Genomic DNA, 24,699 nt, shown 5'->3' with positions numbered 1-24,699 from the left:
CTATTTGACCAACATTTTAAGGGCCGACTTGATATAGTTCTCAGCTGTATCTGTCGTTCCTTCAAAGAATTTCTTGATTTTCTTGAGTTCTGTTGCCTTGTAGCCCAGTGCCAACATGGCCTCCATAGCCTCTTCCAATTCTTGGTTTTCAGCACTAGCTTGCACTGCCACCTTGGCAGGAAGGTCATCTCCTGCAACTACTACCTTGCCTTCCAAGTCCAGCACCATCTGCTGGGCTGTTTTCTTGCCAATTTTAGGGAACTTGGTCAAGTAGGTGATATTCTTGGTTTCAATGGCTTGAACCAAGCCAGCATTGTCATCAGCAGCGATAATAGCAAGAGCTGATACAGGACCAATCCCAGATACCGAAATCAGACTGAGAAAGAGCTTTTTCTCGTCTTCTGAGCGAAATCCATAAAGCAGATGAGCGTCCTCACGCACGACCTGATGCACATAAATCTGAGCCTCTTGATTAACCTGACCTGAATAGGCATAAGGATTGGGCACATGCAGGATATAACCAATACCGTTAGTTTCAAGGACAATGTATTTGGCAGTGATTTTGGTAATAATTCCTTTTAGATATTCGTACATAGTTTTCCTTTTTGTTTAATATTTCCCCAACTCACGGAGGCTGGTGTGATTTTCCTGAATGCGTCGGAACATCTTTTCCATATCCGACTTGGTAAAATGCACCAAAACAGGGCGTCCATGAGGACAGTTATAGGGATTGTCACATTGAGAAAGCTGATAGAGGAGTTGTCTAGCTGAATGGTCATCGATACGATGGTTAGCCTTGATAGATCTCTTGCAGGACATCATGATAGCCAGCTCTGCTCGGTATTTCTTGATAGAAACTTCCTTAGTCAAAAGGAGCATGTCACACATCTCATAGATGCCTGATTCAATCTCTTCTTCTGCCATCCAAATAGGATGTTCACGTAGGATAAATTGATTTTCTCCATACTCTGCTAGGAAGACGCCCACTTCCTCTAAAAGAGGCATTCTTTCCTTGAGACGCAGGGCATCATCTGCAGGAAATTCAAATATATAGGGCACTAGGAGTTGTTGCTGGCTCTGGTCAACATTGCCAATGCTTTCACGATATTCCTCATATTTAACCCGTTCCTGAGCTGCATGTTGGTCTATGATGTAGAGGCCATCTCGCCCTTGGGCAAAGAGATAGGTTCCATGCATCTGTCCGAAAAATTCCAACTCTGGGAAGCTGGATGATTCTTCTTGCTCCAGCTTATCATAGGCCTTATCAAGACTGGCTAAATCTAACTCTGGATGGTCTAGTTGGTCATAATTAGCAGGCTTTCTCTCTGCAAAATGCAGTTTTGCTGGCTTGGTCAGCTGATCCACGGTTTCCTTGGCAAACAAGGTCAAGTCTTGTCCTTCCTCAGTCAATTCCACCTGATAATCAGCCACCTCAGATTGACTAGATCTTATCGGCTCTGTTTTCTCATAGTAGAGCGTATTTTCTTTGAGTGGAAGAATAGTTTGCTCCACCTTCTCACGATTGCGCACGGTCGATTTGGCAAGATTTTCCAAGGCATCAGGTATCAAAGTTTGCTCCTTAAGACTATTGGAAATAGCTTCTGAGACCAGCGTCATCAGTTCTTTTTCCTTGGAAATCCGCACCTCTTGCTTGGTTGGATGCACATTGACATCCGCTAGATAAGGGTCTATATGGATGTGAATGACAGCCAGTGGAAAACGGCCTACCATGAGCTTACTACCATAGCCGTCAAGAATAGCACGATTGAGTAGGAAATTCTTGATATAACGGCCATTGATGAAGAGACTGATATAGTTGCGGTTGGCTCTAGTTAACTCAGGCAAGGACACAAAACCAGAAATTTCGAAATCTAAGTCAGAGTTCTCAATTTCAATCATCTTCTTAGCACTCGCCAAACCGTAAATCCCTGCGATAGCTTGGCGCAGTTGACCAGTACCTGCTGTCCGCGTCATTTCCTTGCCATCACTGATCAAACTAAACGAAATCTCAGGATGGGCCAAGCCCAGACGGTTGACAATATCAATGATATGAGACAGCTCCGCTTGCTGACTCTTCATATACTTGAGGCGGGCAGGCGTGTTGAAAAAGAGGTCCTCCACACAAACTTTGGTCCCCACAGGACTAGTCGCCGGGATGACTTCCTCAACTTCACCCCCACGCGCAACTAATTTGGTTCCATGACTTGCGCCCTCAACTGCTGTCAAAAGAGTTAAAACGCTGACGGATGCGATAGAAGGCAAGGCTTCACCACGAAAACCAAGCGTCCGAATCCGAAAGAGGTCTGCTTGATTTTTTATCTTACTGGTCGCATGGCGACGCAAAGCCAGCTCTACCTCATCGTGGGCAATTCCATGACCATTATCTGTAATTTGAATCTTCTTGAGACCAGCCTCCTCAATCTCAATGATAATCTGACTAGAGCCCGCGTCAATAGCATTTTCTACCAGCTCCTTAACAACGCTAGCTGGACGCTCGATAACCTCTCCAGCTGCAATCTGGTTTGCCAGCACCTCTGGCAATTCAATAATATGAGACATCTTTCAGCCCCTTTCTGTATCTATTTTCCTAGAAATTGATTAGTGCTATTATACCACATTTCAGATAGGACAGAAAAGCTCCACCACATAGGATACAAATCCCTCCACATAGACAAGATCCCTTGCCAGGGGGAGTAAAATAGTGGTATACTCAATAAAAATCAAAGAGCAAACTAGAAAGCTAGGCGCAGACAGTACTTTAGTACGGCAAGACGGCGCTGACGTGGTTTGAATTTGATTTTTGAGGAGTATTAATAAAGGTGTACAAGAAGTGAGATTAATTTTGTATAAAAAACAAGGAGAGAAATTTATGAAAGTAGAACTACAGATTAGTGAAACTTACAAGGAGGAAAAGCTGATTGTCCAAGCACCTCAGCCGACAGATAAAGTCCAGAAAGTCATCGAGTTCGCAGAAAATCTGGATCTAACAGAAAAAATCAAAGGGAAAATCGATAATCAGGTCTATCTCGTTGAGATTAGCAAGATTCAACGCTTCTATATCGAGAATCGGAAGGTTCTAGCAGAAACCGCGAGTCAGACCTACACCATTGACTTACGACTCTATCAGGTCCTTGAAGTTCTGCCGACCAATTTTATCCAAATTTCCCAATCAGAAATCATCAATATCGATTCCATCTCTCATCTCAAGCTCACCCCCAACGGCCTAGTAGAAATTTTCTTGAAAAACGAAAGCTTCACCTACTCTTCACGCCGTTACCTAAAAACCATCAAGGAGAAATTAGAACTATGAAAAAACAAATCTTCCACGACGCAACTACTGGTGTCCTCATCGGCCTCATCCTCTCTATCATCTTTTCACTCATTTATGCACCGAGTACTTATACCCCACTAAATCCCTACTCTCTCATCGGCCAAGTGATGGCTCAGCATCAGGTTCACGGTGCCCTGGTCTTGCTCTACTGCACACTGATTTGGGCAGCTATCGGTATTCTCTTCAACTTTGGTAAACGATTATTCAGCCGTGACTGGAGCATGCTCCGTGCGACGCTTTCCCATTTCTTCCTTATGCTGGCTGGCTTTGTCCCACTAGCAACTCTGGCAGGTTGGTTTCCTTTTCACTGGATCTTCTATCTCCAGCTCATTATCGAGTTTGCGATTGTCTACCTCATCATCTGGGCTATTCTCTATAAAAGAGAAGCTAAAAAAGTAGACCATATCAATCAACTCTTGGAGCATAGAAAATAGGAACCTCATAATAAGCAAATCCGAGAAAGAAACTTCTCGGTTTTTCTTTATCCTGCTGCACCTTATACTCAATGAAAATCAAAGAGCAAACTAGGAAGCTATCCGCAGGTTGCTCAAAACATTGTTTTGAGGTTGCAGATAAGACTGACGAAGTCAGCTCAAAACACCGTTTTGAGGTTGCAGATAGAACTGACGAAGTCAGTATCACATACCTACAGTAAGACGACGCTGACGTGGTTTGAAGAGATTTTCGAAGAGTATTACTATCATAGCAGTTATTTTCAGATCTTCTTTGTAAATTTTCTGTAATTTTCTATCTTTTTTCAAAATATTCTTGCATTTTCCCAAAGTTTTTTGTAGAATATAGATTACATATCCAGATTATTCTGAAAATTCAAAAAGGAGTATTTATCATGTCACAAGCTATTTCCTTAAATCAATCAACCTGGGCAAGCAAGCTAAAAGCAATGGGACCTGGAATCCTAATGGCTTCTGCTGCTGTTGGAGGTTCTCACATTGTATCTTCCACTCAAGCTGGTGGTTCTTATGGGTGGTCGCTACTCCTCTTGGTCATCTTAGCCAATGTCTTTAAATATCCATTTTTCCGTTTTGGTGCTGAATACACAGCTGATACTGGAAAGACTTTGGTTGAAGGTTATGCCGAAAAAGGAAAACTCTATCTCTGGATTTTCTTTATCCTAAATGTCTTTTCGGCTATGGTCAACACAGCTGGTGTCGCTATTCTGTGCTCAGCTATCATCGCCAGTGCCTTCCCAATGATCGGTCTTAGCATCACTCAGTGGTCCCTCATTCTCGTTGCAATCATTTGGGCTATGTTACTCTTTGGAGGCTACAAACTCTTAGACGGCATGGCAAAATGGATCATGTCAGCTTTGACCATTGCAACTGTTCTTGCAGTTATCATCGCGGCGGTCAAGCATCCCGAATACAGCTCTGATTTTGTCGAGAAAACACCTTGGCAAATGGCAGCTCTACCCTTCATCGTCTCCCTCCTAGGGTGGATGCCGGCTCCTATTGAAATTTCAGCTATCAATTCACTTTGGTCTGCTGAAAAGAAAAAGACCGTCAACTTTAACACCGAGGACGCTCTATTTGACTTTAACGTTGGTTACATTGGAACAGCTATCCTAGCTGTGTTCTTTGTAGCACTGGGAGCATTGATTCAATATCCTACAGGGCAAGCAGTTGAAGCTGCTTCAGCCAAATACATCTCTCAATTCGTGGGCATGTATGCCTCTGTTCTTGGCGAATGGTCCCGTTACTTGATTACCTTTATTGCCTTCCTGTGTATCTTTGGAACAGTTATTACTGTTATCGATGGTTACTCTCGTGTCAATCAGGAATCTCTCCGACTGCTAATCAGTCAAAAAGAAGACAGTAGTAAATCTTTGAATATCTGGATGACCATCACTGCTATCATCGGTATCGTCATTATCAAGTTCTTCGCTGGTCAGGTGTCAACCATGCTCCGCTTTGCCATGATTGGTTCTTTCCTGACAACACCATTCTTCGCTCTTTTAAACTACGCCTTGGTAACGCGTGAAAACAAAAATCTTCCTTCTTGGCTCAAACACCTTGCCATTGCAGGATTGATTTTCCTCTTTGGCTTCGCCATCTTCTTTATCTACGCACTCGCAATCGGAAAAGCAGGTTAACTGACAAGCGCGAGATGAAGATAATACTCTTCGCAAATCAAATTCAAACCACGTCAACGTCGCCTTGCCGTACTCAAGTACAGCCTGCGGCTAGTTTCCTAGTTTGCTCTTTGATTTTCATTGAGTATAAGGTTTCATTTCAAGAGAAAATGCAGCAAATATTTCTATGATAAAAAGCATAAGAACAAGGTTTTGAAGACCTGAACTTATGCTTTTTTACGTTCTCAAAGACTGTTTATACTCAAAAACAGTTGAAAAATCCCAAGCGCCTCTTATATTGACTTTAATTCTCCTTTTCCAACTCATACAAATCTGCGATAATCGCTGCGACACGTTTGATATCTTCCAGCATGCCTCGCATTTCAAAGTCAGCCAATACAGGGAAACCAAAGCGTTGACTGTATTGCTTAGCTGTCAGGCAGTATTGGTTATTAAAGTTACGATTTCCTGAGCCAACTACACCAAAACACTTACTAGCATTGTCACCATAGGCGATAAAATCCCCAACGGGTGTCGTCAAGATCTCGACATCTCCGTTATCAACGCCATTCCCACCTTCGAGATAGGTCGGCAAAAAAGCGACATAGGGATGGTCCATCTCATAGAAATTTTTACCTTCCTTGACCAAATCCTTGATATGAATCTTTTGAACCTCAATTCCCTCGTACTGGGACAAGAGATAATCTTTCAAGCGCGTCACAAAACTTTCAGTGTTGCCACTCAAACTAATATAAACTAAAGAAATTGTCTTCATATGTACCTCCATGATTTTATTTTTAATCGAAAAAGAACTACCAAGATTGTATCTTGATAGTTCTTTTTTGTCAATACTTAGGCAAGATTTTCTGCTTCCTCTTCTTCTGCCAAGGCTTTCTGTTGTCGCCACATCTTATAGAAGACAAGAGCTAGGAAGAGAATATTGATGACGATATAGAAAATGCTGACAGCTTTTGAACCAATACTCATTGTCAAACGCATGGTCTCATCTTGAACCAACTGCACAGCGTCCTGTAAACCAACATAGCCATAAATCGAACCGATAATAGCTAACAAAACATAGCCAACGTAAGTATAGTTTGCATATTGCAAATTCTTACGAATAAGGAAGACAATCGCTACGACCACTAAAATAACAGATAGCACAATCAGGGCCATATTAAAAATAGAATGATACGCTTCTGCTACTCCATAGTTGTAATTAAGCTGGTCTTCTAATTGCTGAGCACTGACCCCTGCAACTTGTTTCTGAGCAGCACGAAGGGCTTCTTTGCTAGGTAAGGGACTCAACATTCCAAACAGAGACATAGCTGAAATAAGGGCAGACAAGATTAGCAAGACCCATAGATAAATCGGTTTCTTTTTCATGATAGAACCTCCTAATAATATTATTTTTATTATAGCACATTTTGTAAAGGAATACAAATCTTACAGTATCGTTTCTACCTGTTTTCGGTAGGCTTTTGGCGATTTTCCGCACAATTTTCGGAACACTTTATAGAAATATCCAAGGTTACTGTAACCAACAGCATAACAAATATCTTCGATACTGTCACTGGTTGAAAGCAAGAGCTGCTGGGCAGCCTTAATACGTTGTTTGTTTAGTAACTCTGTAAAGGTCGAATCGGTTTCTCGCTTAATCAACTGCCCTAGATAGACAGGATTGATAAAGAGGGCCTTACTGATATCCTTGAGGGAAAGCTCTTTTTGGTAATCACGACCAATGACTTCCAGCACACTGACCACATTTTCATTCATACGGTATTGACCGAAAAAGCTGGTCAAAGTTTCCTTGATATAAGAAACCAATTCATCGAAGGATTGAATAGCATGAATGGTTTTGACGATGTCTGTCAGGTCATCAGCTTTGAGATGCTCAAATAAATGGAAAACATCCATGACAAACTGAATAAAAAGCTGTTTGGTAATCGGAACACGCGGTGTATTTTCAAGAACTACCTTCTCCAAGAGATTTAACTCTTCTACGATTTGATTGAGATTTCCCTGAATGATAACCCTATAAATCGGTTCGTAATAGGCAAAGAGACTCTCATACTGCTGCAAATTTACAGAACCGTAAAAGAGGGTTTTCTCAGCATTCAGCTTCCAGCGTTCAAAGTGTTCTTGATAAGGAGCTTCAAAAGGTGTAACGACTAAACCATCTAGGGGTTGGTCAGAAATGAAAATCTGCCAGTCCTGGCCCAAGACATAGTAGGGAATGGTGAAGGAACCTTGTTTTTCCTTGGATAGACCTATCCACCAATTCTCCTTATCCCCTAAATAACTAACAAATCCAGCCTCGTCTAATTCTTGACTAAGAGTCTGACTTTTCTTCCCTCTCTCGCCGAGCTGACCTGCAATCTTCTCCAGCAGATTTCCCAGCTCTACCTTATCAACAGGCTTGACCAAATAGTCCACCACACTAAGGTTCATTGCTCTTTTTACATAATCAAACTCCTGATAACCTGAGAGCAGGATATAGGCAGCATCTGGTAAGATCTCTTTCATCTCCCGAATCATATCAAGCCCTGTTTTGTCTGGCATATTGACATCGGAAATGATGACATCGACAGGATTTTCCTGAACATATTCTAGAGCTTCATCGGCATGACTGGCTGTTGCGACGACCTCCATATCCCACTTATCAAAGGGAATCAAACGCTTCAGACCTTCTGTCACCATGTACTCATCATCTACTAATAATACTTTATACATTTTCTCCCTTTCTACTCATCTTGAATTGTAATACGATACTGAACACCGGCTTGCTCTGCAGACTCTATAGTAATGGCATAGCGGTCTCCAAAATAGAGCACAAAACGCTCGTGTACATTGACAATCCCGATAGACTGCCTTTGATCACTGTAGCTGGCTTGGTGTTCAAAATATCTCTGACTTAATTTTTCTCGGATATTTGCCAACTTTTCAGCCGACATTCCTCTACCATTATCGACCACCAAAATTTCCACAAAACCATCCTGTTTAAGAGCCTTGATGCTAATCACATTATCTGTCCGCCTGTGGTCAACACCATGCGCGAAATAGTTTTCTACCAGCGGTTGCAAGGTAAACTTGGGAATCTTCATATTCTCTAACTCTGGATCTATCTTGAAACCATAGGCAATGGACTTGGGATAGCGAACCATGCAGAGATAGCTGTATTTACGGCAAAATTCCAATTCCTGTTTGAGGAGTGTTTCTCTTTCGTCAGAAATATTGTTACGCAAGAGACTACTGAACTCATAAATGATATCTGCCAACTCATCTTGACTCTGCATAACTGCATACATGCGCAAGAACTCCAGCGTATTATACATAAAATGAGGGTTGATTTGCGCCTGCAGGGCTCGCATATTGGCATCTTTTTGACTAAGCTCTAACTGGTAAATATCATGGATATTCTTTTCCAATCGATCCAACATATCATTGGTCGTCTCCGCGATTAGGAGTAATTCCTGATCTTTTTCGGAAATGTCAATCCGACGCCCCTCTTCGCCTTGAGCAATGACTTGAATGGATTCTACTAAATCCACTACCTGCTTTTGGTAATTAGCAAAAGTCTGCCTCAAAGTCAGATAAAGAATGATAATAAAGAGAAGGCTCAAGCCCACAATCAAAGCAGAGCTAGTCACTGTTCCTTGTAAAACAAAGTTTTTGGGAACTGCCACCTGAACCTGATATCCATGAGAGGTTAAGCCAACTAGCCAATTTTCACTCTCCTTATCAACTGTTTCACCAATATGAAAAATCTCCGTATCAAAAGGTGAGGTCACTGTTACTGCCATCGGAGTATGACCTCTAGTATTATCAATGGCATGGTATAAAACAGCAGGATCCAAGGAGATGTAAATCACTCCTAAGTCTTGATCTGACACTGGATCTGACACCGGAATGGCAAAACTATTTCCTGCTGGTTTGAAATCCTCAGCCCTGATTTTTTCTCCACTACGTTTGTCTTTAGTAGAAACATAGACTTCCTTGTAATCTTGAAAAGCAATGGCCACCCCAGTTACAAAATCATTTCGAACATAGAGGTCATCAACATTTTCATGCAGAGAGACCGATACATAAGGCGAAGCTTTCCGCTCTAATTGCCAGTAAAAATAGTCTGGCATGCTAAGGCTAAAGTATTTATAGATTCCCTCAATACGAGCTTGATTTTCAACTAAAGCCTGAGCTATTTGGGTTGACTCTCTATGGTAATATTCAATTTCACTCACTGTTCTAGCAGTTACACGCTGGGCTACTCTCTGGGCTTCCTTTTCCCGTGAATCCCAGTCAGCATAGGAGAGTAAGATTGCAAAACTCGCAATAATAATGATCATAACTGAACTGTAGGTTCGCAGAAGCGTATGTAGCCAAAACTGTTTCATCCTACTTTGTCGCCAATTTTTCATGAATACTTTCATAGACCGGTTCCAACATATCACTGATAAAGAAATGCCACATCCCAATTCCTACAAAAAATAGCAGGGCAGGCATATAGTAACCAATTGCCACAAGTAGCACGGTTCCAAGGAGAACCTTGGCCACAGCTGCTAGACTCATAAAGATGCCAATCAAGGATAGTTTGAGACTATTTCGATAAGACAAGTCAAAATAAACTTGTAATTTCAAAGATACTGTATAAGCCAAAAAGATCAGGGCAACTACTAGAACATTAAAAAAGGTCGCAATCAAATGAACGATGGTCTGATGAGGCAATTGAACCAAGAGATACAAGCCATAGACCAAAACTAAATCCACTCCTAAAAAGCTATAGAAAATCAGGTTGCTTGAGACAAAATTTTGCTTATAAAGAGGCCAAGCCTCCTTCAAACTGTATTCCCGAAAGCTATAACCATGTTCTGCATACAAGCTCATCAAGGTGGCACTAGCCGGCGCTAGACCAAGGATAATCCCTCCTGCTAAAGTTAATAGCCAAAAGAAGGCTGTCGCAATCATCCCTAAAAAGAAACGATTAAAGACAAAATCTAAAAATCTCCCCATGATATCCTCCTAAAAATAACTATGAAACTATTATATCATATTTCAAGCGTTTTCAAAAACTTCTAGTATCCATTTACAATCCCACCAAACCATGGTAAAATGAGAATTGTGAAAAAATTATCAGGAGATGATTCATGAAAAAATCTATCTTAACTACACTGCTTTTTGCAGTTCTTTACTTCCTCTGCATGGGGATTGGTGTCCTTTTGGGCAATCTCTTTGACCAAACTGGAAACATGTTTTATGCGCCTGCCTTTACTGCCCTTGTCGGCGGTAGCGTCTATATGATTCTGGTCGCAAAAGTTCCACGCTTTGGATCCATTACCACTATCGGCCTTGTCATCGCCCTCTTTTTCTTGGGAACTAAACACGGTGCTGGTGCCTTCCTTCCTGGAATTATCTGTGGTCTGCTAGCAGATGGAGTAGCTAGCCTCGGAAAATACAAGAACCAAACAAAGAACTTCCTTTCTTTCCTTATTTTTGCCTTTAGCTCAACCGGTCCAATCTTGCTTATGTGGATTGCGCCCAAAGCCTATATGGCAACCCTTCTAGCAAGAGGAAAATCCCAAGAATATATCGACCGTATCATGGTTGCACCAAACCCTGGAACTGTCCTTCTATTTATCGCAAGTATTGTCATCGGAGCCCTAGTTGGTGCCTTGATTGGACAAGCCTTGAGTAAAAAATTTGCACAGAAAATCTGATTACTAAAAAAGAGCCAGGCGGCTCTTTTTTATTTATGGCTCAAGACTTAGTCAAGAAGTCTCCCAAGAATTGATACTCTTCGAAAATCTCTTCAAACCACGTCAACGTCACCTTGCCGTATATATGGTTACTGACTTTGTCAGTCTTATCTCCAACCTCAAAACAGTGTTTTGAGCAGCCTGCGGCTAGTTTCCTAGTTTGCTCTTTGATTTTCATTGAGTATGAATTTAAAGATAATCAAAATGATAATGATGGTTGCCAAGATAGTTTTATCGTGATTGTAGCGGTTAAATCCATAAGCGATGGCTACGTTACCGATACCACCAGCTCCAACCGCACCAGCCATAGCTGTTTCCCCAACAAGGGAAATCAAGGTCACAGTCGTCACACGAATCAAATCTGGAAGATCTTCTAGTAAGCCTTAGCTTCCTAGGTTAACATTTTTTACCTGAAAAACTTCTTTTTTCTAGTGATAAAATCAACCCTATCACACTCACTACCAAAAACACCCACCAACAAAGTCTGATATCTTGTAAAGCTAAGAAGGAAAATACAGACATCCCCAAGGGTAATGTTAGGGAAAAAATCATACTCAAGAGATTATTACTTCTAGCTAATACATCCGCACTCAAATTAGACAGTAACAGAGTATCTAATTTAGGCATTGATTTCGACATCAAATACATGACAAAGGCTAAGCAAGCAACACCTACTAGAGGAGAAAAATCTAAAATATTAGTAGCAGCAAGCAAGACAAACAGAATTGCATTGAGCGATAGCAAACTTGAAAACGACAATTTCCCAAAATAATCATGGGGAGTTAGGCTACCAAGAATAGCTCCTCCCAAGCTAACACATTCAATTAAAAATAGGGCTTGAGCATAGCTGAGATGATAGATAGTATGGTCTAATAAGTAAAAGTGATAAATACCTCCAACAGCCCCTCCCAAAGTATTCATTACCAAAATGACAAGAATCATTTTAAACAAAGATTTACTTTCTCTCTGTCTAAATATATTATCCATGTCCGCATAGATTGCCTTAACTTGTTGAAGTAAACTAATAGGCTCATTCTCTACCGTTACAGACAAATACGTCAATTCTCTGCTATTTTTGAACAAAATGAGAGAAGATAGTAAAAAGAAACCAGCATTCACAATCGCAACAAAAGAAAAATTTTGATGGCTGGTTGTGAGTAACCACACTCCTAAGGCTTGACCTCCTAGATTTGATAAATAGGAGACAAACTGAGTAAAGGAATAAGCTTCATAGAGCTTATCTTCCGAAATATTATGCTGGATAATCGGCATACGAAGGCCTGCTGTATAATCTGATAAAATATCTGAACAGATATTAACCATACAGATAACAGCAAACGTTACGAAGTTCGGATCATGAATCACACTAGCAATCAAAAGAAATAGCAGATTTTGCACACAACCAACCCAGATAATTGTCCCTGCTTTATTCCGAGTATGATCAGCCTTAATCCCAACATAAAAAGTAAATAGGAAAGGTAAAATCGTAATCATATTCGCCATAAATACAGCTATATTTTTAAAGGGTAGACTCGTAGCATAAACGATAAATACCAGATTATAAATATAAGCTCCACTTGAGCTCAAAAACCTTGATAAGGTCAGTATTCTAAATAAATGATGTTTTAAGAATAGTTTCATAACAGGGCTTTCTCCATATTTCAAAGAGTATTCTATTGAAACCAGTCTAACAAAAAAAGCGGGACTCCCCACTTTTTTGTAATATATTTTTTCTGAAAATAGAAACTCTAGCGCCTAGAAATTGCTAATTATCAATCCATCTACAAGCCTATTTATTTTTCATCAGTCGATGTAACGAGAATATATTACAAATCTTTATTTGAAAGCTGATTTGCAAAATAGTTTTCATAGTATCTTACACCATCTACATACTCTAAATCTTGTAAGATTGTAATGCCTCTCTGGATTTTTTCAAGACCCTTATTTTCTACTTTAAAACTAGTATCATAATACCCTTTAGCAATCATATAAATGATTTTAAGATAAGCTTGAGATTCTGGTAAATCGCGGTTTTCAATCTGAAAGATAAAATAATCTGCTTTTAATTTATCCTTTTCCTCTATCGCTTTAAAAAGTCCATTCATCAAAATGGTATCAATACCAGCTTTGTTACTAGGTAAAGAGCCTAATAAATCCGTCTTTTGTAACATCTCCCTAGAATATTTAAAATAGAGGGGCAGAGGAAACAAAGTAGAAATCGTTGAAAATAGTTCCAATTCATAATTTCCCCAGATGTCAATAGTAAAAAAATAGTCATAGAGAAAAGTCAGTTCTTCATCCGTTGCTCTTATGTTTGAATCAAAAAACACGAGAAGGCTTTTGAGACGAATCATTTGTAAAAGATAGCTTGTTTCACCACTTGATCTATACTTTTGAGTCGTCTCTTCATACAAGGAATGGAGAGAATCAATCCCTTCTCTGTCATATAAATCCCAAAGATTTTCTTGAAAAGCCAGGACCTTTTTCTGAGAAAAAACACGTACCAAGTACATAAATTCATTCAAATCAGAGTGGATGTTATCTAAGGCAGTAATCAATTTCATAGATGATAAGTCTGCTTCTCCACGCTCAAATTTGCTTAGCATGGAATAAGTAAACTCTCCTCCCGTCGCCTCCTGTAGAGATACATTCCGACTCTTTCTCAATTCTTTAAAAACTTCTCCCAGATTTTGCATATTGACTCCCCACAATTCTTAACTCTCTTACTCTTAAAAGTAACGGTTGATAGCAGCTAGTACAGAGAATTTTAAGTCTTGACTATAACGACAACTCCTATGAATTGATGTACAGATGGCCTAGCTCTTTTTTATTTATGGCTCAATTTTTTGGTCAAGAAATCTCCCAAGAATTGGATCGCAAAGATAATCAAAATGATAATGATGGTTGCCAAGATAGTCACATCGTGATTATAGCGGTTAAATCCATAAGCGATGGCCACGTTACCGATACCACCAGCTCCAACCGCACCAGCCATAGCTGTTTCCCCAACAAGGGAAATCAAGGTCACAGTTGTCACACGGATCAAATCTGGAAGACCTTCTGATAGGTAAACACCCACGATGTCCCAGAAAGTCGCTCCGCTCGCTTGAGCCGCCTCAATGACACCACCATCTAGCTCAGCCAAGACAACCTGCACCTGACGGGCAAAGAAGGCAAAGACTGCAAAAGATAGCGGTACGATAGCCGCATTTGGACCAATGCTTGTTCCTACGATTAGATGAGAGAAGGGTGACAAGACTGCCAAGAGAATGATAAATGGCACCGCACGGAAAATAGAGGTAATCTTATCCAAAATCCAGAAAACGACTTTATTTTCCAAGACACCACCTGGCGCTGTCAAGACAAGGAAGAGACCTGCTACCAGTCCTAAGAAACCTCCGATGATAAAGGAAAGAACCGTCATATAAAGAGTCAAGTAGATAGCTGTCCCCCAGCCAGCTTGACCAGCCCAGCCCATCTTATAGACATTTGGCAAATAGGTTTGAATCAATGATTCCATCTTACTGTCCTCCCTTCAATACTTTTAGCTGTACGCCCGCTTGACGAATGGCTTCTTGGGCACCGGCCAACGCTGCTTTTTCACCTGACAAGACCACCACCAATTCTCCAACAGGAGTTCCATCGAGGATTTCGATGTTCCCATAGAGGATATTAGCCGTAACTTGATAATGCTTGTACAGTTCATTCAAAAGTGGCTCGTCTGTTGAAGCACCTGCATACTTGAGTTGAACCAAGAGACTGTTTTCAGACAGATGTTCCACGATTTCTTGTTTCTCAATCTTGACCATGGCTTCGTCAATACCTGTAGCTGTTGAGATAAAGTCTTGGGTCAAGGGTTGTTTAGGGTCTGAGAAGATTTCAAGGACACTACCCTCTTCAATCAAATGTCCGTCCTGCATAACTGCCACACGATTGGCAATATCTTTGACAATCTGCATTTCATGCGTAATCAAGACAACCGTCAAGCCTAATTTTTGGTTCAAATCTTGCAACAAGGCCAAAATCTGCTTGGTTGTCTTAGGGTCAAGGGCAGAAGTTGACTCATCTGAAATCAAGATTTTTGGATCATTTGCCAAGGCACGCGCAATGGCCACACGCTGCTTTTGCCCTCCAGATAGTTGTGAAGGGTAGTTTTCAGCACGGTCCGCCAAGCCAACCAAGTTCAACAACTTGGCTACTTTAGCCTTCTTTTCTTCCTTGCTGAGTCCAGAGTGTTTAAGGGCAAAGGCTACATTCTCCTCTGCCGTCTTTTGACTCATGAGGTTGAAATGCTGGAAAATCATTCCAATATCTTGACGTTTACGACGCAACTGCTCTGCTGTCAAGGTCACCTTGCCATCAAAAATCACATCATCGTCAATGGTAATTTTCCCTGCAGATGGTTTTTGCAAGAGATTAATCACCCGTACAAGGGTTGATTTCCCTGCTCCAGAATATCCAACGATTCCGTAGATATCCCCTTCTTGGATGTGAATGGTCACATCCTTGACCGCTGTGATGGTTCTCTTCTTTTGGTGAAAAGTCACATCGATCTGATCTAACTTGATAATATCTCTACTCATAGCTTCTAATCAGCTCCTCTACTAATTCAATATGGGTGTAGTAATCGGCGATTCGCACATTTTCATCCCCACCGTGGTCTCGGCTATTGGCATTTCCTAGACCGAAAGCCACCATTGGCACCTCTAGGGCATCAAAGACCGTATGCATAGGCCCTGTCCCCGCTGTTGTCGGCAAGACTGAAACGCCCTGTGGATAGAATTTCTTGGCCAACTCGATCACATTGAGAATGGCTGGTGCGCTCATATCGCTTCGATAGCTCATCTCTCCCAAGGTATAGTATAATTCTACCTTATCAAAGCCATTTTTGTCTAGCTGTTTCCGAATTTTTTCCAGAACATCATGCGGTTCTAGACCAGGAACCAAACGAACTTCTAGCTTGGCACTGGCTTCTGCTGGCAAAATCGTTTTAACCCCTTGTCCTTGGTAGCCTGACTGAATCCCTTCGATATTAAGGGCTGGCTCGAAAAAGAAACGTTTCAGAAAGGCTGCGCGGTCCTCTTGTAAAAGGGGCAATTCCAAACCATAAATCTGGCTGATTTCCCCTGGATTGCGTTGGGCGTAAGTGTCCACCAAGGCCAATTCTCGTTCATTTGGTTCTTGAACTTCTTCGTACAAACCTTCAACCAAGATACGGCCATCTGCGGCACGAAGAGACTGTAAGGCTTGAAGGAGATACCAGGGAGCTGATTCCACAACCCCACCATAACTAGAATGGATATCGACATCAGCGCTTTTTACCTTGGCATCAAAGGTCACAATCCCTTTATTTCCACCAGAAATTTCTAGCTGTTCCAAGGCATTTTTGGTCCCTTGTTCCCAGACCAACAAATCTGCACCACGGAGTTTATCCGCATGCTTTTCTAGATACTTATCTAGGTCTGTTGAAGCCGATTCCTCCGCTCCCTCCATGATAAAACTGATATTGACAGGCAGGTCATCATGGTATTGCATATATTTTCTCAAAGCACTCAAACGAGCCGTGATATGACCCTTGTCATCGTCAACCCCACGCCCATACATGAAGCCATTGCGCACCGAAAGCGTAAAGGGATCCTCTGTCCAGACCTGATCCCCATCCGCTGGCACAGTGTCATAGTGGTTATAGAAAATCAAGGTCTTAGCATCTGGACGCGAACTTTTGAAATGCGCCATGACAAAGGGCGCTGTATAAGTCTCATCAATCTCCACTTCAGCCCCAACACGCTTAAAAATCTCACCCAGATAGTTTGCGACTTCCTTAAGTCCAACCTGCTGGGCAAAGACCGATTTCTTAGAAATCAAGGTACGCAAAACCTCAAAATAATGCTGGGCTACATGATCCTTTTCAAATTTTTCAATCTGTTCTTGTTCGCTAGGAAAAACCATATTCTCTCTACCTTTCTATGAACTACTCTTCCTGACAATCCATGCTCTATACAAAAGCAAGAGGTGGAATTCTCTCTCCCACCTCCCTGTTTCTTATTACCAAACTGGTTGATCCAAACCGTCTGATGTTTCTTCGATAACTTTTTTTACGTCATCTGTGTGGTAAGCTGCGATCACTTTCTTGATAGCATCAGCTTTTGGTGATGTTTCCCAATCTTTTTTCGCAACGATGATGTTGTACCATTGTTTTGAGTTTTCATCAGCTTGTTCTTTGAAAAGTGCTTTCTTGTAGTCCAATTTTGCTTCTGTAACGAAGGTATTGTTTACAACGGCAGCGTCAACTGATGACAATGAACGAGCTGTTTGGCTAGCGTCCAATTCAGTGATTTTCAAGTTCTTTGGATTTTCTTTGATGTTAGCAACTGTTGCAAGAGCAGTTCCTGAAACGTCCAATTTAATCAAGCCAGCTGATTGAAGCAAGTAAAGCGCACGGCTTTCGTTTGTAGCATCGTTCGGTACAGCGATTTCTCCGTTTGCTGGGATGTCTTCTACTTTAGTGTACTTGTTGTCACTTCCATTCAAACCTGAGTAAAGGCGGATTGGAGAGATGTAAGTATCTGCAATCGCTACAAGGTCTTTTCCGTTTTCTTTGTTCCAGTTGTTCAAGAAGTTATAGTGTTGGAAAGCGTTCAAGTCTACTTCACCATCGGCAGTTGCCTTGTTTGGTTGTGAGTAGTCTGTGAACTCTGTAAATTCCAAAGTGATACCGTCTTTTTTAACCAATTCTTGGATTTTGTCCCAACGTTTTTCTTCAGAACCGCTACGGTTAACAGTTGCGATTTTGATAGTTGTTGCATTGTCTGCTTTCTTTTCTGAGTTTCCGCAAGCTGCAAGAGCCAAACCTGCGACTGTAGCAAGGGCTGCTACACCAAGCCATTTTTTGATTTTCATGATTCTATCTCCTTTAAAAATAATACCGTACTAGTATCTCACAATTTGTTTGATTTCACAAATTGTTATTAGATAGTCAGATATATAGTTTAAAACTATATCCCTAAAAACTGAGAAATCACCCATCTACTCAGAATGGATGATTTCAAGAAATTATTTAATATCAGCTTCTGCTGGTAGATAAGTGCCTCCGAAGAATTGTTTAGACAATTTTTCAAGAGTTCCATCTTTGTAGAGTTCTTGGATGCGTTTGTCCACAAACGTTTTCAACTCATCTTGACCTTTAGCAAGAAGTGGGTAAACGTAAGGTTGCTGGTCGCTTGGAAGTTCGATAACTTTCAAGTTGTCCAAACCTTGATCCTTGATGACTGTTTCAACACCGATCTTATCAAAAATCTTGTAGTCAAATCGACCATCACTCAAACGTACCATGATTTGTTGGAAGTCCCCTTTAACGTAGTTAAGGACAGTTGGGTTATCTGAGTGTTGTTTGTTGTAGTCTTCTAGCTGTTTAGCAGATGTTGTCCCTTGAACAACTTCTGTTGATTTTCCACCGATATCATCAAACGATTTGATGCTAGAGTCATCTTTTTTCACTACAAGAACGTTAGGGTTTTTAGCAGTTGGAGCTGCATAAAGGTATTTTTCAGCACGTTCTTTAGTGTAGCTGATGTTGCTAACAGCCATTTGGTAACGATCAGCATCAAGTCCTGCAAAGACACCTGACCACTCTGTCTTCTCAAACTTGACATCATACTTGTCAGAGTCCTTAAAGATAGCGCGAACCACTTCAATCTCGTAACCAGTCAATTCGCCATTTTCTTCATAGTTGAATGGTTTTGGTGTAGCATTGGTTACAACGATAATTTCTTTCTTGGCAGCTGCTTCTCCCTCTTTCTTAGCACCACCTGAGCAAGCTGCTAACACACCTGCAGCAACAAGAGCAAGGGCAGCAAGAGATGAGTATTTAACGATTTTTTTCATGTCATTTCCTCCAAAATAAAATACCTTATAATTCTAACAGAAAAAGAGCATTTACGCCATTATATGATATCTATCTCTGTGATAAATTTTTTTTATGGCTAATTTAAAAGACCAAGCGCAAGACGGCAATCAAGACTACTCCGAAGAGAACCGTTCCGACTAGATTACGGTAGCGAAAGGCTACCCAAGCCGTTGGAAAGACTGCTAAGAAGTCCAGCCATTTGATTTGAGGAAGGCTACCAACCTTGCCTGTCACTACGCTTGAAAGAATCAAGGCAAAGATAATAGAAACGGGCAAGAACTTCAAAAAACGCTCAACGATTGCAGGCAAACCCTTATACTTGACCAAGATGAAGGGAATCATACGGGGAATCCAGGTCACCAAGCCAGAGAAAAGAACTGCTAATAAAAGATACTTACTGACCATCTAAAACCACCCCCATTGTACAACCAAGTAGCGTCGCAAACAGAACAGCTAGTGACTGAGACACCACTATCAAGAGCAAAAAGAAGGACACCGCAACAACTGCTAGGATAATGAGCAGATTGCGGACAGGAATCCGTCTTTGCATAATCTGGAATTGCGAAGCAAAAATCCCAATGAACATCCCAACCAGGGCAAAATCCAAGCCAAAGATTTCTGGATTTGGTAGCAGACCACCCAGAGCCGTTCCGACAACTGTTCCCACAAACCAAGCCACATAGCTGTTGAGATTGTTCCCGTGCATCCACATAGGATTGACCTTGTCTGTATGGGCCAATTCGCCCATCAAAACGCCATAAGTCTCATCCGTCAAGATACTAGACATACCGATATTGTGCCAAAGACTGGTATGACGGAAATAGGTTGACGCATGCAAACTCAACAAAAAGAGACGCAAATTAATCAAAAAGACCGTCATAGCAATAGCTGCCACAGGAGCCTGAACCGCAATCAGAGCCAACATGGCAAACTGGGCGCTCCCAGCATAAACAAAGAGGCTCATCAAGCCCATCTCTACAGGTGTCACATAGGGCGCACCGATAATCCCACAGGCCAGTCCGATACTAACATATCCAAGGGCCGTTGGCATAGCTGCCTGCGCCCCCTCCCAAAATCCTTTTTCTTTCATCTTTCTCCTCTTATTGTCTTAATAAATGGGCTGAATCAGTTCCAGCCACAGCATGGACTATTATAACACATTCAGGAAAGAGAAAAAAGTCTGCTGATTGTAATCAGACAGACTCCATTTTATTCCATAGTATCAAAAGCGAGACTTGGTTTGGTATTGAGGTCTAAGCCTTGCTTATATTCTTTTTCATTTTAGATTCATCCATTATGCGATGTTAATACCGTATTTTATAATAAATCATATTTTAAAAATACCAGACCACACTATTCCCTGCTTATATTTAGCTTCTTTCTTTTGGACAAATTTTGCTAAATCCAATAACTCTGTCGGTGGTTCACCTTTAAAGCCCAACAATTCTTTAGAGACGGCAAAAGAAAGACGTGCAGCTAGCAAATCTTCGCTAGTACTAGAAAACTGTTTTGCTGTTTCCAGCAATTGCTTCCTAAAGTCTTCTGTCAAGCTGATTTCTTTATTATTGTACAGGGAATGAACTAAAATTTGTAACTGACTCTGCTTTTCCATCGTTTACCTCATTTTATCTAGGACGCCAAGGACCATATTTAGCCCAACCATCCACCATAACATTTACAGTGTGTTCCAAATTAGAAATATATTGTACAGACTTCCAGTTGCTAGGTGAAATTTCGTTTCTTTCATGGACACCTCTAAAAATTTTTAGAAGTTCTTTTCAAATAATCATGCAACATTCATATAAAATAAATTTTAACAATTAGTATCATTCTTTTTGAAAAAATTACAAATAACTAATAAATAAATTCCTATAGATAGTGTAAATCCATTTATTAAAATACCCAAAATTTTTATATCTGTATAAAATTGAGGAATAATCAAAAATAGAATGGCAAATAAAGCATATAAACTTGAATTAGTCGAATATATCAATCCCATAGTGTCGTATCTATACTCTGAGTAAATCATTTTTTCAAACATATTTCCTGATATACCTATTAAAATAAATGCTAAAAAAAATAACAACAACTTTATTAACGGAAATGGAGTAATAAATACTAGCATGAGTGCTAATCCAGATACAGTATAATCAATAAAGAAAAACATTTTATACGGAATTCCCACTCTAGGAGCCAAAATTGCTCCTATCAAATCGGCAAATCTTTGAGCTCCTAGTACCAATCCCAAATATTGAATAGGTATGCCTTCTGATAAAAGATACAGTGGCATTAAAGTTAAAAGTAGATCTGTACCCCCACTTAAAATTGACTCTGTAACTACTATAAAAGAGGCAAATTTTGATTCTCGAAAAGCAGAAACAGTTTCCAAAAATTGGAAAGAAGAATTACTTTCCAAATCTACCTTTTCAGGTCGAACACTTTTAGTATTGTTTTTGGAACCGGGCAATCTGATTTTAATCATAAAATAAATAGCAGCCACAAAAAACGGAATACTTAAATTAAAAACAACAAAATAAGATAGAAGCCCTAATAGTAGAGATGCAGTTAAATTACTAATAATATCTAACACATTTGATGCCAAGTATTGAACATCTATCGATTTCTTTATTAGCATGTCATCATTATTTAAAGTTTCTGGAACAATTTTCATCTGCAGTGTATTTAATAAATTAGTTGATAATGCGAACAAAAAATTCAATACATAGATATACACAACACGAAAATGATACCTTAAACACAGAATTGTAATCACAATTATAATAAACTGGAGAATCTGGAAAATCACTAGCCAAATTTTATCTCTCTGAATTTTATTTATAAAACTTCCATAAAAAACAGCAAGCAAATTTGGGATAAAACCAATTAGAGTAAATAGAGATAACTGTCCTGCCTCAATATGATATACACTTACTAACCCTATCGATAAAGCAATAAAGTAAAAACTATCTGCAATATTCCTAGACGATCTACCTAATATTAAATTTATAAAATTTTGGCTAAATTTTCTTAATATCATGCTTATAAACCTCAAAATTCATGCAATCGATTTGAATATAATCCGTTAAATTCAATAATCCTGTTAAAGTATCTAATACTTTATAAGATATGATTGATGCAGCCATATATGATATTGGAGAAATAACACTATACGGTATTCTACTATCCAAAACATGATCATCTGTTATCATAAAGTCCCTATAAAACTCCCTCAATGAAATAGTTTTGCCCGGAATAATATGTAGGTAGTTTATTACCGTAGATGCATATGAGCCAACAATAATAGGTCTCGTATATTTATGAGCTAAATCATCAAACCAGTAGTCTATCTCTATTCTAGGAGTATCTGCACAGCATAAAGCAATGTCAAAATTATAATCTTTAAAAATAGTTTCTAAGTCATTCTGACACTCTAACTTCCTATAAATAGTTGTCACATTTGAATCAGAAATCTCTTGAATATGCTGTTTTATTATGTCTATTTTTAGCTTACCAATATCAGATTTCTTAAAGGATGTTTGTCTAGTAAGATTTGACTCTTCCACAATGTCAAAATCTACTAATATGAAATTACCTATACCTAGACGAGCTAAAATTTCGACTGTTGTTGATCCAATACCCCCTACACCAACAATTAAAACTGTTGAATTTAATAATCTATCCTGATACTTACTAGGGTCTAAATTTTCTGACAAATCAACCCACTCAAAGAAATTAATATTTCGGGAATATTTGGAATTATCATATTGATTACTAGTCACTAATCCCATAGATATCATCGACTCAACAACTTGTTTTTCTCCATTAGACAACAATTTTATATCAATGTCATTATCTAATTTTTTTATTAAATTGATGTTCTCTTCATTAAAATCAATCTCCCTTACAAGAGAAGCATTACCAAAACCAAATTTTATTTTATCTTTAAATATATACGGTTGAAGAGTTCTCTTTATTCTCATTTAGATCCTCCTAATCAAAAACTATTAAAAGATAAACAACAAATAGGAGTTTGGAAAATATTTTCCTAAACTCCAAAATTATAAATACGAATACAACTCATTTATAATTTCTATCCATATAATAAATTAAAATACAAAAAACTTATCGACTTCTAAAATTCAGTTAAAATCTTAATAGCATGCAGATATTAACTTTTAAACATTATGAATATCATCATTCTTCACAATTATTAAGATTTAAGATTTTTTGTATAATATCCGTTGCATTTGCAGCAAAATATATATTAATTAGAATTTTTGTCGTATATGTTTATCTTGATTTCAATCCACTATATCTAATCCAAAGTTTATCTTTTCTATCCTATAGATTGCTATTATTTAACTAACGGCCACCTAAACGATGCCCTTGAAATGAATATGGTACAGCAGACATTGTTTCTCCTTCAATTATTTTCATTTGTAAACCACTTATGCGACCTAGGATTTGCTTCAAGTACTTTACAAGAACACTATAACACGAAAATTGGCGTATTTGAGAAAATCGCATATTTGATATTTTTTCTTATAGAAATTTCTGATTTGCGATTTTAGTGGATTTGATTATTTCACTGGTATAATAAAGTTATTACTAACAAGGAGGGATATAATGATGAAGAAAAGAAAAATCCAACTGATACTCCTGCTTATTTCGGAGTGGGTTATCGTCTTCCCGTTTCTAATCAATCGATAAGTTCTTTGTATTGCTGAAAACGCAATTCGAAGAGGGCTGTTAATTGTGAATTTTCTAATACTTGCAGAGATTGGATAAAGTGTTCAATCTCTTTTTGATTACTTCCTTTGGTTTGAAGAAATATACTCATTTTCTTTAAAAATTGCCACGATAATTTCTCAAAAACATCGTATGGACGGAGCATACTCTCCAGCTCTGCTTCAAAGATTGGGATATAGGAGAAAAGCTTGCGCTCCATGAGCTCTGATAAGATATTTAATAGTCCTTGCTTCATATACAATCGATTGTGTACTAACTCTTTAAATTCTTTGGATTTTTCAAGCAAAGAGGTTGATAAAAAAATCAGATCTTGATTGCTTAGGAAGGGCATGGTATTGCAAAAAAGATAGAGTTCAAACCAGGTCCAAGACTCAATAGCATAGAGATAAGTAGTCAAAAACTCCCTATCCTCCTCTGTTAGCAGATAGCTCTTATTTAAGGAATGAATAGCATTTTTAATCACAATGGCATTCAAACAACGATAGGTCTCTGCCATCTGTCCTTGCTCGACTTCCTCCAACAGTTGCTCTAAGCCAGCTATATCTTGGTGGGCAAAGCGATCCACAACCCTCCTACCAATCTGCATATGTGGAGATTCTTGATAGTTGTTGAGTTTGTGCCCAAACTCATCAAAATTCATATTGATCCCTTGGATGGCTAGAATCAACTTATCCGCAGATAGCATAGACTGCCCTAGTTCAAACTTGGACAGCTGAGAAGCTGTTAGTCCAGCACAAGCCACATCTGACTGCTTGAGCTTTCTAGCCAAGCGCAACTCCTTGTAAAATTCTCCCAATTCCATTCTCTCGATCATCTTACCACCTCCTAGCTTTTGCATATTATATCATTATTTTTATAGTTTTGTCAAAATATT

General features: G+C 39.4%; 26 protein-coding genes and 1 pseudogene. 5 read left to right on the top strand and 22 right to left on the bottom strand.

Features of this window, described 5'->3' with window-relative positions; translation table 11 throughout:
* Both ruvA and mutL read right to left on the bottom strand, forming a co-directional pair.
* Entirely contained in the window at positions 1-594 is a 594-nt protein-coding gene (gene ruvA, locus DSY56_RS06320) for a Holliday junction branch migration protein RuvA (protein ID WP_112444545.1), read from the bottom strand.
* A 15-nt stretch (positions 595-609) separates the two neighbouring features.
* Positions 610-2,559, bottom strand: a complete 1,950-nt coding sequence (gene mutL / locus DSY56_RS06315) for a DNA mismatch repair endonuclease MutL (RefSeq protein ID WP_112444543.1) — start codon at positions 2,557-2,559, stop codon at positions 610-612.
* Between the two features lie 310 nt (positions 2,560-2,869).
* Between mutL and DSY56_RS06305 the strand changes: the two genes are divergently transcribed.
* The 4 genes from DSY56_RS06305 to DSY56_RS06290 all read left to right on the top strand — a co-directional run bounded on the left by DSY56_RS06305 (position 2,870) and on the right by DSY56_RS06290 (position 5,441).
* The gene (locus DSY56_RS06305) at positions 2,870-3,310 is read left to right on the top strand and encodes a LytTR family DNA-binding domain-containing protein (RefSeq protein ID WP_112444539.1); all 441 of its coding nucleotides are present in this window, start codon (positions 2,870-2,872) and stop codon (positions 3,308-3,310) included.
* Positions 3,307-3,765 (top strand): DUF3021 domain-containing protein, encoded by a 459-nt coding sequence (locus DSY56_RS06300; protein ID WP_112444537.1) that lies wholly within the window; start codon positions 3,307-3,309, stop codon positions 3,763-3,765. Before DSY56_RS06305 ends, DSY56_RS06300 begins: the two co-directional genes overlap by 4 nt.
* A gap of 71 nt (positions 3,766-3,836) precedes the next feature.
* Entirely contained in the window at positions 3,837-3,986 is a 150-nt protein-coding gene (locus tag DSY56_RS12365) for a hypothetical protein (RefSeq protein WP_234990557.1), read from the top strand.
* Between the two features lie 192 nt (positions 3,987-4,178).
* Positions 4,179-5,441: an NRAMP family divalent metal transporter gene (locus DSY56_RS06290; protein ID WP_112444535.1), complete on the top strand. Its 1,263-nt coding sequence runs from the start codon at positions 4,179-4,181 to the stop codon at positions 5,439-5,441.
* Positions 5,442-5,724: 283 nt separating this feature from the next.
* On the opposite strand, the gene nrdI is transcribed toward DSY56_RS06290, so the two are convergent.
* From nrdI to DSY56_RS06260, 5 genes are all read right to left on the bottom strand, one after another.
* Entirely contained in the window at positions 5,725-6,195 is a 471-nt protein-coding gene (nrdI, locus tag DSY56_RS06280; protein ID WP_000849609.1) for a class Ib ribonucleoside-diphosphate reductase assembly flavoprotein NrdI, read from the bottom strand.
* A 77-nt stretch (positions 6,196-6,272) separates the two neighbouring features.
* Positions 6,273-6,806, bottom strand: a complete 534-nt coding sequence (locus tag DSY56_RS06275; protein WP_112444533.1) for an ABC transporter permease — start codon at positions 6,804-6,806, stop codon at positions 6,273-6,275.
* A 60-nt stretch (positions 6,807-6,866) separates the two neighbouring features.
* Positions 6,867-8,153 (bottom strand): response regulator transcription factor, encoded by a 1,287-nt coding sequence (locus DSY56_RS06270; RefSeq protein ID WP_112444531.1) that lies wholly within the window; start codon positions 8,151-8,153, stop codon positions 6,867-6,869.
* Between the two features lie 11 nt (positions 8,154-8,164).
* Complete coding sequence (locus tag DSY56_RS06265) at positions 8,165-9,835, bottom strand: sensor histidine kinase (RefSeq protein ID WP_079251571.1); 1,671 nt, start codon at positions 9,833-9,835, stop codon at positions 8,165-8,167.
* Positions 9,813-10,427, bottom strand: a complete 615-nt coding sequence (locus tag DSY56_RS06260) for a YesL family protein (RefSeq protein WP_112444529.1) — start codon at positions 10,425-10,427, stop codon at positions 9,813-9,815. The genes DSY56_RS06265 and DSY56_RS06260 overlap by 23 nt, the downstream gene beginning before the upstream one ends.
* 134 nt (positions 10,428-10,561) lie before the next feature.
* Between DSY56_RS06260 and DSY56_RS06255 the strand changes: the two genes are divergently transcribed.
* A complete protein-coding gene (locus tag DSY56_RS06255) occupies positions 10,562-11,131 on the top strand; it encodes an MptD family putative ECF transporter S component (RefSeq protein ID WP_112444527.1) in 570 nt (189 codons plus the stop codon).
* Positions 11,132-11,171: 40 nt separating this feature from the next.
* Here the strand turns inward: DSY56_RS06255 and DSY56_RS12360 are convergent, their stop codons facing one another.
* The 15 genes and pseudogenes from DSY56_RS12360 to DSY56_RS06185 all read right to left on the bottom strand — a co-directional run bounded on the left by DSY56_RS12360 (position 11,172) and on the right by DSY56_RS06185 (position 24,639).
* A complete protein-coding gene (locus tag DSY56_RS12360) occupies positions 11,172-11,348 on the bottom strand; it encodes a hypothetical protein (protein WP_160109915.1) in 177 nt (58 codons plus the stop codon).
* Positions 11,326-11,550: pseudogene (locus DSY56_RS06250) on the bottom strand (hypothetical protein); the annotation flags it as partial. The pseudogene DSY56_RS06250 and the gene DSY56_RS12360, both read right to left, overlap by 23 nt.
* Before the next feature lie 16 nt (positions 11,551-11,566).
* The gene (locus tag DSY56_RS06245; RefSeq protein ID WP_112444523.1) at positions 11,567-12,811 is read right to left on the bottom strand and encodes a transporter; all 1,245 of its coding nucleotides are present in this window, start codon (positions 12,809-12,811) and stop codon (positions 11,567-11,569) included.
* 185 nt (positions 12,812-12,996) lie between these two features.
* Positions 12,997-13,866, bottom strand: a complete 870-nt coding sequence (locus DSY56_RS06240; protein ID WP_112444521.1) for a helix-turn-helix domain-containing protein — start codon at positions 13,864-13,866, stop codon at positions 12,997-12,999.
* A gap of 131 nt (positions 13,867-13,997) precedes the next feature.
* The gene (locus DSY56_RS06235; RefSeq protein ID WP_000444647.1) at positions 13,998-14,690 is read right to left on the bottom strand and encodes a methionine ABC transporter permease; all 693 of its coding nucleotides are present in this window, start codon (positions 14,688-14,690) and stop codon (positions 13,998-14,000) included.
* A 1-nt stretch (position 14,691) separates the two neighbouring features.
* The gene (locus DSY56_RS06230) at positions 14,692-15,753 is read right to left on the bottom strand and encodes a methionine ABC transporter ATP-binding protein (protein ID WP_049539629.1); all 1,062 of its coding nucleotides are present in this window, start codon (positions 15,751-15,753) and stop codon (positions 14,692-14,694) included.
* Entirely contained in the window at positions 15,746-17,119 is a 1,374-nt protein-coding gene (locus DSY56_RS06225; protein WP_112444519.1) for a M20 family metallopeptidase, read from the bottom strand. Before DSY56_RS06225 ends, DSY56_RS06230 begins: the two co-directional genes overlap by 8 nt.
* Positions 17,120-17,215: 96 nt before the next feature.
* Entirely contained in the window at positions 17,216-18,070 is an 855-nt protein-coding gene (locus DSY56_RS06220) for a MetQ/NlpA family ABC transporter substrate-binding protein (protein ID WP_000694523.1), read from the bottom strand.
* 153 nt (positions 18,071-18,223) lie between these two features.
* A complete protein-coding gene (locus DSY56_RS06215) occupies positions 18,224-19,054 on the bottom strand; it encodes an amino acid ABC transporter substrate-binding protein (RefSeq protein ID WP_112444517.1) in 831 nt (276 codons plus the stop codon).
* Between the two features lie 103 nt (positions 19,055-19,157).
* On the bottom strand, positions 19,158-19,481 hold the full coding sequence (locus DSY56_RS06210) for an AzlD domain-containing protein (RefSeq protein ID WP_000253948.1): 324 nt from the start codon (positions 19,479-19,481) through the stop codon (positions 19,158-19,160).
* Entirely contained in the window at positions 19,471-20,166 is a 696-nt protein-coding gene (locus DSY56_RS06205) for an AzlC family ABC transporter permease (RefSeq protein WP_000659736.1), read from the bottom strand. Before DSY56_RS06205 ends, DSY56_RS06210 begins: the two co-directional genes overlap by 11 nt.
* 237 nt (positions 20,167-20,403) lie before the next feature.
* Positions 20,404-20,688 carry a hypothetical protein gene (locus tag DSY56_RS06200; protein WP_112444515.1) on the bottom strand — a complete coding sequence of 95 codons (285 nt, stop codon included), beginning with the start codon at positions 20,686-20,688 and terminating at the stop codon, positions 20,404-20,406.
* 201 nt (positions 20,689-20,889) lie between these two features.
* On the bottom strand, positions 20,890-22,113 hold the full coding sequence (locus DSY56_RS06195; RefSeq protein WP_000603362.1) for a hypothetical protein: 1,224 nt from the start codon (positions 22,111-22,113) through the stop codon (positions 20,890-20,892).
* The gene (locus DSY56_RS06190; RefSeq protein WP_050271616.1) at positions 22,094-23,056 is read right to left on the bottom strand and encodes a HesA/MoeB/ThiF family protein; all 963 of its coding nucleotides are present in this window, start codon (positions 23,054-23,056) and stop codon (positions 22,094-22,096) included. The genes DSY56_RS06195 and DSY56_RS06190 overlap by 20 nt, the downstream gene beginning before the upstream one ends.
* Positions 23,057-23,775: 719 nt before the next feature.
* On the bottom strand, positions 23,776-24,639 hold the full coding sequence (locus tag DSY56_RS06185; RefSeq protein ID WP_050271615.1) for an XRE/MutR family transcriptional regulator: 864 nt from the start codon (positions 24,637-24,639) through the stop codon (positions 23,776-23,778).
* Between the last annotated feature and the right edge of the window lie 60 nt (positions 24,640-24,699).

Origin of the sequence: Streptococcus sp. 596553, assembly GCF_900411395.1 — a bacterium.
GTDB lineage: Bacteria > Bacillota > Bacilli > Lactobacillales > Streptococcaceae > Streptococcus > Streptococcus mitis_BA.
This window is presented reverse-complemented; position numbering and strand designations above follow the sequence as displayed.